Source organism: Microbacterium sp. LjRoot45, assembly GCF_964253325.1.
In the GTDB taxonomy this organism is placed as follows: Bacteria; Actinomycetota; Actinomycetes; order Actinomycetales; family Microbacteriaceae; genus Microbacterium.
This window is the reverse complement of sequence record NZ_CAXUQM020000001.1, coordinates 611,345-624,534: the sequence shown is the minus strand read 5'-3', so window position 1 is coordinate 624,534 and position 13,190 is coordinate 611,345. Positions and strand designations below refer to the sequence as shown.

Genomic DNA, 13,190 nt, shown 5'->3' with positions numbered 1-13,190 from the left:
TCTGTGTGGGGAGTTCCCCCGGGGCGCCCGGCGCCCCGGGGGAACGGGATCGGTCAGCCGTTGAGGATGGACTCGATCTGGGTGTCGAGCTCGGCGGCCAGCGACGCGATGTCACCGCCGTTGGCGACCTTGACGAAGAAGTCCTGCAGGAGGCCCTTCGCTTCCACGTCGGCCCACTTGGGCGACGCGGGGGTCAGCTTCGCGTTCGCCGCGGCATCCGCGATGACCTTGGCGAGCTCGGGGGTCGCCGCCGCGACGTTGCCGCCCAGCGACTTCTTGGCGGGCACGAGTCCCGCCTTGGCGAGGATCGTCTGGTACTCGTCGCTCAGCATGATCTCCAGAGCGCTCTTGGCGAGCTCCGGGTGCGCCGACTTCGCGGCGATACCCACGTTCGAGCCGCCCGCGAACACCTGCGCGGCGCCGCCGTCCTTGCCCGGGAGGGCGAAGTAGCCGAGCGTGTCGGTGAGCGCCGTCTCCTTCTGGTCCTCGTCGGCGACGATCGACCAGTAGGCCCAGCTCGGAACCGACAGGGTCGCAGCCTTCTCGGTGCGGAACGGCACCCAGGCCTCGGTCTCGTCGCCGTCCTTCGCGGCGAGTGACGCCTTCGTCATGAGCTCCTGCACCTGAGCGATGCCGGCGAGCGAGCCCTCCGACGAGAACTGCGCGTCCCAGCTGCCGTCGTCGTTCTGCACGGCGACCTCGCCGCCGTTCTCCCAGATGAAGGGCAGGGCGTTGTACCAGTCCTTGCCCGGGAAGTAGACGCCGGAGACCCCGTCGAGCGAGTCGGCGAGCGTGACGCCGTTGGAGACGTACTCGTCGAGCGTCGTCGGCACGGCGACGCCGGCCTCCTCGTACTGGGCCGTGTTGTAGAAGACCACGCGGGCGCCCGAGTAGTACGGCGCGGCGTAGAGCTTGCCGTCCCACGAACCGGCCTCGACGAACCCGTCGAGGAGGTCGGAGCCGCCCAGCTGCTCCTGGATGTCGCTGAGATCGAGCAGCGCCCCCGCCGACGTGAACGCGGCGGCCTGCGTGTTGCCCATCTCGACGATGTCGGGGCTGTCGTTGGAGGACAGGCTCGTGGTCAGCTTGTCCACGAGGCCGGTCCACTGCTGCTCTTCGATGACCAGGGTGCTGCCGGGGTTCTCCGCCGCGAACGTCTCGGTGAGGTAGTCGCGCGCTTCCTGCGGGGTGTCGGTGCCGACGAGCCACACGCGCAGCTCTCCCGGCTCCGGCGTGCCCGCGGACGTGGGCGTCGTTGCTCCGCCGCCCGCGCAGCCTGCGAGAACGACAGCCGAAGCGCCGATGAGCGCAAAGGCTCCGAGCTTCTTGTTCATGGTGTCTTCCTTCGTTTTCTCTTGGTGTTCCGGAGGGATACCGTCCGGGATGGGTGATGCCGGGTGTCAGGAGACGCCGAGGCGTCCCGACAGGACCATGACGGCGGCGCCGCGGAGGACGATGTCCTCGCCTTGCGCCGTCATCCGCACCCGCACGCCGTCGTGGAACTGGGCGAGCGTGCGTGCGCGGAGCGTCTCGACGGTCGCCTGTGCGAGCGCGCCGTCGAGAAGTTCGAGGGGGCCGGAGAGCACGATCTCCGACAGGTCGAGGGCGCCCACGATGGGCGCGAGGGCGATGCCGAGGCGTTCGCCGGCGTCACGCAGGATGCCGTCGGCATCCGCGTCGTCTTCTGCGAGGCGCGTCTCGAGTGCCGGTACGGACAGCCACGCCTCGAGGCAGCCGACCTTGCCGCACACGCAGCGGGGACCGCCGTCGGTGCCGACGGTCACGTGGCCGATCTCGCCCGCGGCGAAGCGGCTCCCCCGCATCGGTACCCCGCCGGCCAGGAGTCCCGAGCCGACACCGCGACCGACGCGTACGAGGAGCACGTCGTCGGGAGCGCCGCCGAAGGTGTACTCGGCGAGCACGGCGGCGTTGGCGTCGTTGGCGACGAGGACGGGGAGGTCGAGCTCGCCCGACAGCGCCCCTTCGACGTCGACCTCGGTCCACGCGAAGTTCGGAGCGGTCAGCACGACGCCGCTGTCGTCGACGATGCCGGGAGTGCCGACGCCGATGCCGAGCACGGGGGCGTGGGCGTCGGCGACGAGGTCGCGGGCGAGGGAGGTGACGACGCTCAGGATCTCCGCCGGGTCGGCGGGGACGGGCACGTCGTGGCGGGCGACGATCTCGCCGTCGAGGGTGAGTACCGCGCCGAGGAACCGATCGGTGCCGGACAGATCGAGGCCGACGATCCGGTGACCCTCGCGGTCGAGATCGACGAGGATCGCGGGCTTGCCCGGGCCCGACACTTCCCGCAGGCCGCGTTCGATGACGTAGCCGTCGGCGATGAGCTCGCTGATGAGGTCGGAGATGGTCACCCGGGTGAGGCCGGTCTCGCGCGACAGGTCGGCGCGGCTCATGGCCCCCTGGTGGAAGAGGGTCTGGAGCACGAGCGAGCGGTTGTGCGCTCGGGCGTGCTCGGGCAGCACCTTCGTCGCGTGGCGAATGCCACGACCCGGAAGGGAGCGCACGTCGGATGCCGTCATGTTTGTTAGTAGACCTTACGAACTCCCGCCGACGCAACGGCTTTCCGGAATTCGGCAGGATCATTTACAAAACTGTTACATTCACCGGTGCATTCGCGCTGAGCAGCCGATTCACTGCTTCTTCCCGACCGGCTCGCGTACCATGGGCCCGTGACCGATCCGACCGAGACGACCCCCGACGCGCCCGCTCCGGCGCTGCAGTGGGCGCCCGCATCGCCCGCGCCGAAGCGCCGGCGTTGGGGACTGCGCATCGGCGTTCCCGCCGCCGTCGCGACGGTCGGACTCGTCGCGGCATCCCTCGTCCTCATCGCGCCGGGCACCGCCGTGGCCGGCGTTCCCGTCGGCTTCCTCACGGCCGGTGCCGCCAGCGACGCCATCGCACAGCGCCTCGCGAACACGACCGTCACCCTCGGCGAGGGCGGCCCGAGCGTCACCGGTGCCCAGCTCGGGGCGATCGTGGATGCCGGGACTCTCGCGGGCCAGGCGTATCACGACCGTCCGCTCTGGAACGTCGCGCAGTGGTTCGGCGACACGGCCGACGCCGAGATCGACCTCGACGCGACCACCGCGACGGCCGCGCTCCAGCAGGTCGCACCCGAATCTTTCACGGCTCCCACCCCCGCCGCGATCGTCTTCGCCGACGACGGCTACATCGTCACGCCCGCCGTCGACGGCCGCGGCATCGACCTCGATGTCGTGACCGCCGCGCTCCAGGACGCGTTCTCCTCGGGTCGCTCCGACGTCGTCATCGACCCGACGGCCGGGCCGGTGTCCGCGACCGCCACCACCGAGAAGGCGCAGGCCACCGCCGACCGCCTCAACGCGATGCTCGCCGAGATCGGGTTCTACGTCGGCGACGAGCGCACCGTCCCGGTGAGCCCAGCGGATGCCGCGTCGTGGCTCACGATCACCACCGACGACACCGGCGAGTTCGTCGTCACCGCCGACGCCGCCCGCATCCAGGAGGTCGTCGACTCACTGGACATCGATCAGAAGGTCATCGACGGGACGGTCGTGACCAACGCCGCGGGCGACGTGCTCCGCGAGATCGTCACGGGGCAGGACGGCCGCGTCCTCGGTGACACCTCCGGCGTCGCGGCGGCCTTCGCCGCTCAGCTCGCCTCCGGCTCCGGTGTCTACGAGCTCCCCGTCGCCGTCACCCCGCAGAAGACCACCGAACTCGAACGGCTCCTCGAGGTCGATCTCAGCAAGCAGCGCCTCTACCTCAAGGAGAACGGCAAGGTCGTCGACACGTGGCTCATCTCCAGCGGACGCCCCGGCGCGGTCACCTACCAGGGCCACTACTCGATCGGCTGGAAGACGGCGTCGCAGGATATGCAGGGCACCGCGCGCGACTCGGGCAAGAAGTACACGCAGGAAGACGTGCCGTGGGTCATGTACTTCAACGGCAACCAGGCCTTCCACGGCGCCTACTGGCACAACAACTTCGGCAACGTCATGAGCGCCGGCTGCGTCAACATGCCGCCCGCGAAGGCCAAGAAGATCTACGACTGGTCGCCGGTGGGCGTCGACGTGTGGATTCACGCCTGAGCCATCGCCGGCAGGCACCACCCAGACCTCAGACCGACCCGCACGAAGGCGGCCCGGCATCCTCTCGGATGGCTCGGGCCGCCTTCGTCGTCGCCCTCTCGGGGCGTGCCTGACTACAGGGCGTCGATGACGCCGTTGAGCGTCGCGGACGGCCGCATCACGGTTTCGACCTTCTGCGTGTCGGGGTGGTAGTAGCCGCCGATGTCGACCGGCTTGCCCTGCACCGCGACGAGCTCGGCGACGATCGCCTGCTCGTGTGCGGCGAGGGTCTCCGCGACCGGAGCGAACGCGGCGGCCAGCTCGGCATCCGCCGCCTGCCGCGCGAGCTCCTGCGCCCAGTACAGCGCGAGGTAGAAGTGGCTGCCCCGGTTGTCGATCGTGCCCAGCGCGCGACCGGGCGACTTGTCCTCTTCGAGGAAGGTGCCGGTGGCCGCGTCGAGCGTGTCGGCGAGGACCTTCGCCTTCGCGTTCCCGGTGAACTCCGACAGGTGCTCGAAGGAGGCCGCGAGCGCGAAGAACTCCCCCAGCGAATCCCAGCGGAGGTAGTCCTCCTCGACGAGCTGCTGGACGTGCTTGGGGGCCGAGCCGCCCGCACCCGTCTCGAACAGACCGCCGCCGGCCAGGAGCGGCACGATCGAGAGCATCTTGGCGCTCGTGCCGACCTCGAGGATCGGGAACAGGTCGGTGAGGTAGTCGCGCAGCACGTTGCCGGTGACCGAGATGGTGTCGAGGCCGTGACGCATGCGAGCGAGCGTGTACCGCGTGGCCTCGGCGGGCGACAGGATCGAGATCTCCACGCCGTGCGTGTCGAGCGTGGCGAGAGCCTGGTAGACCTTCGCGATGATCTGGGCGTCGTGTGCGCGGTTGACATCGAGCCAGAACACGGCGGGCACGCCCGTCGCACGGGCACGACCGACCGCGAGCTTGACCCAGTCGACGACGGGCAGGTACTTCGTCTGCGTCGCGCGCCAGATGTCGCCGGCCTCGACGTCGTGCTCGATGACGACCTCGCCCGAGCCGTCGACGATCTGCACGACACCGGGCGCGGCGATCTCGAAGGTCTTGTCGTGGCTGCCGTACTCCTCGGCCGCCTGCGCCATGAGACCCACGTTCGGGACGGTGCCGATCGTGGCGGGGTCGAGCGGACCGTTGGCGATCACGTCGTCGATGACGGCCTGGTACACACCGGCGTAGGACGAGTCGGGGATGACGGCGAGCGTGTCGGCTTCGCCGCCGTCGGCGCCCCACAGCTTGCCGCCGTTGCGCACGAGGGCCGGCATCGACGCATCGACGATGACGTCCGACGGGACGTGGAGGTTGGTGATGCCCTTGTCGCTGTTGACGTAGGACAGGCGCGGGCCGTCCTGCAGTCGCGCCAGGAACGCGGCGCGGATCTCCTCGCCGCCCTCGACCTCGCCGAGTCCCGCGAGGATCGAGCCGAGCCCGTTGTTCGGCGTGAGGCCGGCCTCGGCGATGCGGTCTCCGAACCGCGCGAACACGTCGGCGAAGAACGCCTTCACGACGTGACCGAAGATGATCGGGTCGCTGACCTTCATCATGGTCGCCTTGAGGTGCACCGAGTAGAGCACGTCGTCGGCGGAGGCGGACTCGAGCGTGTCGGCGAGGAAGGCATCGAGCGCGGCAGCCGAGAGGAAGGTCGCGTCGATGATCTCGCGCGGCAGCACCTTCAGGTTGTCCTTGAATACCGTCTCCGTGCCGTCGGCGGCGACGTGACGGATGGTCAGCACGTCGTCATGGGCGGCGACCCAGGACTTCTCGTTGCTGCGGAAGTCGTCATGGCCCATGGTGGCCACGCGCGTCTTCGAGCCCGCGGGGAACGGCTTGTTGCGGTGCGGGTGCTTGCGCGCGTAGTTCTTCACCGACAGGGGCGCGCGACGGTCGCTGTTGCCCTCGCGCAGCACGGGGTTCACGGCCGAGCCCTTGATGCGGTCGTAGCGGGCGCGGATGTCCTTCTCCTCGACCGTGGCCGCCTCGTCGGGGTAGTCGGGGATGTCGTAGCCCTGGGCCTGCAACTCGGCGATGGCCGCCTTCAGCTGCGGGATGGATGCCGAGATGTTCGGCAGCTTGATGATGTTCGCCTCGGGGAGCGTGGCGAGACCGCCGAGCTCGGCGAGCGCGTCGCCCACCTGCTGCTCGGGCGTGAGCCGCTGCGGGAACGCGGCGAGGATACGACCGGCGAGCGAGATGTCGCGGGTCTCGAGCTCCACGCCCGCCTGCCCGGCGAACGCGCGGACGATCGGCAGGAACGAGGCCGTCGCAAGCGCGGGCGCCTCGTCGGTGTGCGTGTAGATGATGGTGGAATCGGGCACGGGTGTCTCTCCTGATGAGCGTCGGAACGAGCGACTGAGGGCCTCGCGGCGCCGTGCCCCAGCCTATCGCACGACCCGCGAAGATATCTCGACGTCGAGATATCTCGAGAATCGGGGAGTGCGGCACGGCATCCCGCCGGGTAGCCTGGCCCCATGACCGAGCTGCGCCTGGTGGAACTCTCGGCCGCGACCATCGTGGCCGTCAACGCGATGTCGCTCAAGCCCGGCCAGGAGCAGTTCCTCGCACCCACGAGCTACGCCGTCGCGGCGGCGGTGATCAACCCGGCCACGGCGTGGCAGCGGGTCGTCCTCGACGAGAACGAGGTCGTCGGCTTCGTGAGCGCGAACTTCGACCCCGAGGCGCCGCAGGAGCACTTCCGCTCCGTGCTGTGGCGCATCAACGTCGACGCCGATGACCAGGGCCGAGGTGTCGGGCGCTACGCCGTCGAGCAGCTGCTGGACGAAGCGCGTCGCCGCGACATGGACCACGTCAACGTCATCTACGAAGCCGGCGAAGGGGGCCCCGAGGCGTTCTTCCGCCGCGTCGGCTTCACTCCGGTGGATGAGACCGAGTTCGGCGAAGTGGTCGCCGAAATTCGGCTCTGACCTGCACTTCCCTCTCCCACCGCCGTGGGATTCCGGCCGGCGGCGAGGCATTCGTATACCCTCCCCCAACGGTGCCTCGCCGCCCTCGGTGCGCCTGCCGACGACCCGCGGGGCCGGCGGCACAACGGAGGAGATCCGCATAGCGGAGGGTGCCTGACCGGCATCCGCCCTCCGTTACGCGGATCTCCTCCGCTACGCCACCTCGACGCCGCTAGACGAGCGACTCCCGCCAGGCGGCGTGCAGCTGCGCGAACTTGCCCGTTCCCGAGATCAGCACCTCCGGGGAGTCGTCCTCGATGATGCGACCGTGCTCCATCACGAGCACCCGGTCGGCGATCGCGACCGTCGACAGCCGGTGCGCGATGATGATCGCCGTCCGGTCGGCGAGGAGGGTCTGCAACGCGTCCTGGATCTGCCGCTCCGACGGGATGTCGAGGGATGCCGTGGCCTCGTCGAGGATGAGCACCGCCGGATCGGCGAGGAACGCGCGGGCGAACGAGATCAGCTGACGCTGACCCGCCGACACCCGGCCGCCGCGCTTGTTCACGTCGGTCGCATAGCCGTCGGGCAGTCGCTCGATGAAGTCGTGGGCCCCGACCGCACGCGCCGCGGCGCGGATCTCGTCCATCGTCGCGTCGGGCTTGCCGAGGGCGATGTTGTCGGCGACCGTCCCGCTGAACAGGTAGGCCTCCTGCGTGACCATGACGATCGCGCGACGGAGGTCCTTGGGGTGCAGCGACCGCAGATCGACGTCGTCGAGCGTGACGGCGCCCTTCGACGGGTCGTAGAAGCGCGACACCAGCTTGGCGAGCGTCGACTTGCCCGCACCGGTCGTGCCGACGAGCGCGATCGTCTGCCCCGCCGGGATGTCCAGCGAGAAGTGCGGCAGGATCGTGCGGTCGTCGGAGTAGCCGAACGTCACGTCGCGGAACTCGATGTGCCCCTTCGCCGTCCACAGGTCGACGGGCTTCGCCGGGTCGGGAACCGTCGGCTCCTCCTCCAGGACGCCCGAGACCTTCTCCAGCGCGGCCGTGGCCGACTGGTAGGAGTTCAGGAAGAACGCGATCTCCTGCAGGGGCGAGAAGAAGTTGCGGACGTAGAGCACGCCGGCGAGCAGCGTTCCCACGAGGATCGTGCCCTCCGCCACGCGGATGCCGCCCCACAGCAGCACGAGCGCGACCGAGATCGACGCGACCGCCATCATGGCCGGCTCGAAGATGCCGAACAGGCGGATCGAGCGGAGGTTCACGTCGCGGTACTGGCTCGACAGGTCGCCGAACTCGTCGTCGTTGCGCGTCTCCTTGCGGAACGCCTTGACGGCACGGATGCCGGTCATGGTCTCGACGAACTTGACGATCACCTTGGCGCTCACGACGCGGGACTCGCGGTACACCCGCTGCGAGTTCAGGTAGAACCACCGCATGACGAACCACAGCGGGATGCCCATCACGAGGAGGATGACGCCGGAGTGCCAGTCGAGCAGCAGCAGCGCGATGAGCGTGAACCCGCCATAGAGCACACCGGAGACGAGCTCGTTGAGTCCTCCGTCGAGCAGCTCGCGGATGGAGTCGAGGTCGCTGGTCTGGCGGGAGATGATCCGGCCCGACGTGTACGACTCGTGGAACTCCAGACTGAGGCGCTGCGTGTGGAGGAAGATCCGCTTGCGCAGATCGAGCATGACGGCCTGCGTCAAGCGGGCCGCCACGACCGCATACCACCCGATGAGGGCGGCGCCGCCGATGCCGGCGACGAGGTAGACGAGCACGACGACAGCCGTCGGCATCCAGTCGCCCACGGAGAGCACCTTGGGCAGCGCCTGGTTGATGCCGTAGGCGATGAGCGCGGGGCCCGCCACGCGCAGAGCGGTGGACACGACGAGCACTGTCGCCGCCAGCACGAGCTGGGGGCGCAGCGGCTGCACGAGCGAGCCGAGCAGCCGCAGCGAACGCTGACGGATGGCGCGCGATTCGTCGCGCGTGTAGTCGGAGCGGTCTTCGCCGCTGGTTCCGGTGACCGTGGAGCTCACAGGTTCACCTCCCTCTCCCGCTGGCGGGATTGTTCGTCTTCGAGACTCGAGATCACGTGGCGGTAGTGCTCGCTGGAGCGCAGGAGCTCGGAGTGGGTGCCCACGGCGGTGATGCGCCCGTCTTCGAGCAGCGCGACCCGGTCGGCGAGCGTCACGGTGGACGGCCGGTGCGCGACCACGAGCGCGGTCGTCTCGTGCAGCACCTCGCGCAGCGCGTCTTCGACGAGGGCCTCGGTGTCGACGTCGAGCGCCGACAGCGGGTCGTCGAGCACGAGCACCGCGGGGCGGGCGGCGACCGCGCGGGCGAGCGCGAGCCGCTGACGCTGACCGCCCGAGAGCGACAGGCCTTCCTCGCCGATGACCGTGTCGGCACCGTGAGGGAGGTCGTCGACGAACCCGGCCTGGGCGACGGCGAGCGCCTCGCGCATGACGGCTTCGGCCTCCTCGCTGCCGACCTCGAGGTCTTCCCTGCCGAGCAGCACGTTCTCACGGACGGTCTGCGAGAAGAGCGTGGCGTCTTCGAAGGCCATGCCGACGACCGTGCGCAGCTTCTTCAGCGGCAGGTCGCGCACGTCGATCCCGTCGACGGCGACCCTGCCCTGCGTCACGTCGTAGAGGCGTGCGGGCAGGGTCGTGAGCGTGGTCTTGCCCGAACCGGTGAGACCCACGAGCGCCATCGTCTCGCCCGGGAGAAGGGCGAGGTCGATGCCGTCGAGCAGGTCGCGCTCGGAGTCGGCCGCGTCCTGGTAGCGGAAGTGGACGCCCTCGAAGGTGAGCGCGCCGCGGGAGACGGGCGCGTCGACCGGGTTCTCGGGGTCGACGATGGTGTTCTCCTCGTCGAAGACCTCGAAGATGCGGTCGGTGGCCGTGCGCGCGTCGAGCAGGAACGAGAACAGGAAGCCGATGGACTCCATCGGCCAGCGCAGTACCGTCGCCATCGCGAAGAACGCGACGAGCTCCGCGATCTGCAGCTGGTCGGTCTGGATCAACAGGATGCCGACGCCCAGGCACAGCGCGAACGCGATGTCCGGGAGCAGCACCAGCCAGAACCAGATCCAGCCGATCGCGCGCGCCTTACTCAGCTCTGTCTCGCGCAGCGTCTCGGCCTGGCGGGTGAACTTCACGAGCGCGTGCTTGCCGCGCCCGAACGCCTTGAGCACGCGGATGCCGTGGACGGACTCCTCGACCGACGTCGCGAGGTCGCCCGCCTGGTCCTGGCTCTGCCGGGCGAGGGTGCCGTAGGTCTTCTCGAACCGGTAGCCGGCGTACCACAGCGGCGCGCACACGACGAGGAAGGTCGCGCCCAGCAGCCAGTGCCAGCGGAACAGGAGCACCGCGCCGACGAGGATCGTGAGCATGTTGACCACGAGCAGCACGAGGCCGAACGCCATCCAGCGGCGCATCATGCTGATGTCCTGCATCATGCGGCTGAGGAGCTGGCCCGACTGCCACTTGTCGTGGAAGGAGACGGGCAGGCGCTGCAGCCGCTCGTAGAAGCCGGTGCGCAGGTCGTACTCGACCTTGGTCGCGGGGGCCATCACGAAGAAGCGGCGGGCCCACACCATGAGCGCCTCGAGGAGGCCGAGCACCAGCACGACGCCCGCGCCCCACGCGAGCTGCGTGAGGTCTCCCGAGGCGATGGGGCCAGCGACGACGACCTCGAGCACGAGCGGGATGGCGAGCGCCAGCAGGCTCGCGATGAGCGCGCTGACGGCACCCAGCACGAGCCGCGGCAGCACCGGTTTGGCGTACGGGTAGAGGCGGGCGAGCGCCCGCAGAGTGGAAAGTCGCGGAGTCGCGGAGGGTCTCTCGGTGGAAGAGGTCATGATCCTTGTGGGGTGGTGGAGCGGATGCCGGAGTCGGCGGAGAGGCGTAGGCGCGCGGAAAGGCGGTTCGTCACCGTGACGAACGTAACGCGGGGTGGAGACACTGCCTTCCCGAGGGAGGGCGTGCTCCGCGTGAGGCGGAGCGGGGCGTCAGGCCCGGTCGCGTCCGGCGACGGCGAGGGAGGACGGCTTCGTGATGACGATGGCCTGGGACATGATTCCTCCTCGGGTCGGTGACAGGGACGCCGCCACATCGTGCGAACGACGCGACAGCCCTCCAGCCTATGCCTGGGAAAACGCTGAGCGCAACACCCGATGCCGGATCAGGCCGCTTCTCGCGCCAGCAGACTCCGCTTCACCTCGACGCCCCACGCGAATCCCCCGAGGCTGCCGTCGCCCCGGAGCACTCGATGGCACGGCACGAACAGCGCCGGAGCGTTGCGCGCACAGATGGATGCCGCGGCGCGCACGGCGCTGGGTCGGCCGAGTTCCGCGGCGAACGCCGTGTAGCTGAGCGGCGCGCCCGGAGCGATGCGCCGCAACGCCGCCCACCCCGCCAGCTGCAGGGCGGTGCCTATCTGGGCGACCGGCACCGCATCGATCGCTGCCACATTCCCGCCGTAGTACTCCGCGACAGCGCCGGCGGCATCCGTCTCGCCTTCGCGCGCCTGCGGGGGCGTGCTCAGTCGTGCGAGGATCGCCTCCGCGTCGGCGGTCCACCCCGACGCGAGCACCCGCTGGCGCGCGTCGGCGAGGATCGTGAACGCCCCGTCGGGGGTGTCGATGGTCTGGATGATCGCGGTCATGACGAGGTCCTGTTCTGCGGAGTGGTGTCGAGCGCGCGCCACAGGTGCGCGGTCATGTAGCTGCGCCACGGCGCGGTGCGCGCGGCCCACGTGTCGAAGCCGCGCGGATCCGAAGGGATGCCGAGAAGCGCTGCCCCCGATCGCACCGCGACGTCGCCGGGGAGGGTGATGTCGGGATCGCCGGTGACGCGCATGCGGACGTAGTCGGCCGTCCACGGACCGATGCCCGGCCGCGCCAGTAGCGCCGCACGCTGGTCGTGGCCGTCGTCGGCGGTCGTGAGGGTCAGCTCGCCGGCCGCGAGCGCCTCGGCGGTCCCGGTGACCGCCCGGATGCGCGCGCCCGGTCCGCGGAGGACGTCGGCGCCGTGCGCGGCGATCGCCGCCATCGTCGGGAAGAGCCGATCGGTTCCCTCGAACGCGTCGACGCGCTCCCCCAGCGCTTCGGTGAGCGCCGTCAGCGCCGTGCGTGCGGCGGCGACGGTGATCTGCTGACCCACCATGGCCCGGATGAGCATCTCGTGCGGGTCGGCGGCGCCGGGAACACGGATGCCGGGCACGGCGGCGACGCGGGCGGCCAGCTCGGGATGCGTGGCCAGGGCGGCGTCGACGGCGAGCGGATCGGCGTCGAGATCGAACAGGCGGCGGGCGCGGGCCACGAGCGGCGCCAGATCACGCAGATGGGTGAGCCGTGCGCGCAACCGGACGCGGCCCGCGGCGTCGAGGCGCACCTCGAACCAGGCCGGTCCGCCGTCGAGTCGGAGGGTGCGCGCGAAGGACCGCTCGGTCGCGACCTCCGCGCCGTGCACGGCCCGCACCGCCATCCACCGGAACAGCCCGTCGGCGTCGATGGGTCCGCGATGGGGCAGGACGAGATCGATGGCCCCGGGCGCGGCGGTCGCGGCATCCTTCGCCGAGCGTCGGGCGCGCAGCTCGGTCGGGGTGAGCCCGAACACCTCGCGCACGGTGTCGTTGAACTGCCGCACGCTCGCGAAGCCCGCGGAGAACGCGACGTCGGCGGCGGCGAGATCGGTGCCGACGAGCAGCATGCGCGCCGTGTGTGCGCGCTGGGCGCGCGCGAGGGCGAGCGGACCGGCGCCGAGCTCGGCCGTCAGCAGGCGGGTGAGATGCCGGCTCGAGTACCCCAATCGCGCGGCAAGGCCCGGCACGCCCTCGCGCTCGACCACGCCCTCGGCGATGAGCCGCATGGCCCGGGCGGCCGTGTCGCCTCGGAGATCCCACTGCGGCGAGCCGGGGGCGGCTTCGGGCAGGCACCGCTTGCACGCGCGGTAGCCGGCCTCGTGCGCGGCCGCCGACGTCGGGTAGAACGTCACGTGCGACGGCTTCGGCGTGCGCGCCGGGCACGACGGCCGGCAGTAGATGCCGGTCGAGCGCACCGCCGTGACGAACTGGCCGTCGAAACGCGCGTCACGGGCGTCGATCGCGCGGTAGCGCTCGTCGAACGTCGCGCTCGTCATCGTGATCGCAGGGCCGGTCATGCCTCCACT

At 70.2% G+C, this 13,190-nt stretch carries 9 protein-coding genes; 2 read left to right on the top strand and 7 right to left on the bottom strand.

Features of this window, described 5'->3' with window-relative positions:
- Nucleotides 1-53: 53 nt before the first annotated feature.
- Together ACSQ18_RS02750 and ACSQ18_RS02745 are read right to left on the bottom strand one after the other, a co-directional pair.
- The gene (locus tag ACSQ18_RS02750) at nucleotides 54-1,334 is read right to left on the bottom strand and encodes an extracellular solute-binding protein (RefSeq protein WP_144807197.1); all 1,281 of its coding nucleotides are present in this window, start codon (nucleotides 1,332-1,334) and stop codon (nucleotides 54-56) included.
- 66 nt (nucleotides 1,335-1,400) lie between these two features.
- Entirely contained in the window at nucleotides 1,401-2,540 is a 1,140-nt protein-coding gene (locus ACSQ18_RS02745) for an ROK family transcriptional regulator (protein ID WP_436035542.1), read from the bottom strand.
- Nucleotides 2,541-2,690: 150 nt separating this feature from the next.
- Between ACSQ18_RS02745 and ACSQ18_RS02740 the strand changes: the two genes are divergently transcribed.
- Entirely contained in the window at nucleotides 2,691-4,091 is a 1,401-nt protein-coding gene (locus tag ACSQ18_RS02740) for a L,D-transpeptidase family protein (protein WP_436035540.1), read from the top strand.
- Nucleotides 4,092-4,204: 113 nt separating this feature from the next.
- Here the strand turns inward: ACSQ18_RS02740 and ACSQ18_RS02735 are convergent, their stop codons facing one another.
- A complete protein-coding gene (locus ACSQ18_RS02735) occupies nucleotides 4,205-6,421 on the bottom strand; it encodes an NADP-dependent isocitrate dehydrogenase (protein ID WP_436035538.1) in 2,217 nt (738 codons plus the stop codon).
- Nucleotides 6,422-6,574: 153 nt separating this feature from the next.
- Between ACSQ18_RS02735 and ACSQ18_RS02730 the strand changes: the two genes are divergently transcribed.
- Nucleotides 6,575-7,027 carry a GNAT family N-acetyltransferase gene (locus ACSQ18_RS02730; RefSeq protein WP_144807193.1) on the top strand — a complete coding sequence of 151 codons (453 nt, stop codon included), beginning with the start codon at nucleotides 6,575-6,577 and terminating at the stop codon, nucleotides 7,025-7,027.
- Between the two features lie 211 nt (nucleotides 7,028-7,238).
- On the opposite strand, the gene ACSQ18_RS02725 is transcribed toward ACSQ18_RS02730, so the two are convergent.
- The 4 genes from ACSQ18_RS02725 to ACSQ18_RS02710 all read right to left on the bottom strand — a co-directional run bounded on the left by ACSQ18_RS02725 (nucleotide 7,239) and on the right by ACSQ18_RS02710 (nucleotide 13,181).
- Nucleotides 7,239-9,053 carry an ABC transporter ATP-binding protein gene (locus ACSQ18_RS02725; protein ID WP_436035536.1) on the bottom strand — a complete coding sequence of 605 codons (1,815 nt, stop codon included), beginning with the start codon at nucleotides 9,051-9,053 and terminating at the stop codon, nucleotides 7,239-7,241.
- Complete coding sequence (locus tag ACSQ18_RS02720; RefSeq protein ID WP_436035535.1) at nucleotides 9,050-10,879, bottom strand: ABC transporter ATP-binding protein; 1,830 nt, start codon at nucleotides 10,877-10,879, stop codon at nucleotides 9,050-9,052. Before ACSQ18_RS02720 ends, ACSQ18_RS02725 begins: the two co-directional genes overlap by 4 nt.
- A gap of 323 nt (nucleotides 10,880-11,202) precedes the next feature.
- Complete coding sequence (locus ACSQ18_RS02715; protein WP_436035534.1) at nucleotides 11,203-11,685, bottom strand: methylated-DNA--[protein]-cysteine S-methyltransferase; 483 nt, start codon at nucleotides 11,683-11,685, stop codon at nucleotides 11,203-11,205.
- Nucleotides 11,682-13,181: an AlkA N-terminal domain-containing protein gene (locus ACSQ18_RS02710; protein WP_436035533.1), complete on the bottom strand. Its 1,500-nt coding sequence runs from the start codon at nucleotides 13,179-13,181 to the stop codon at nucleotides 11,682-11,684. The genes ACSQ18_RS02715 and ACSQ18_RS02710 overlap by 4 nt, the downstream gene beginning before the upstream one ends.
- Between the last annotated feature and the right edge of the window lie 9 nt (nucleotides 13,182-13,190).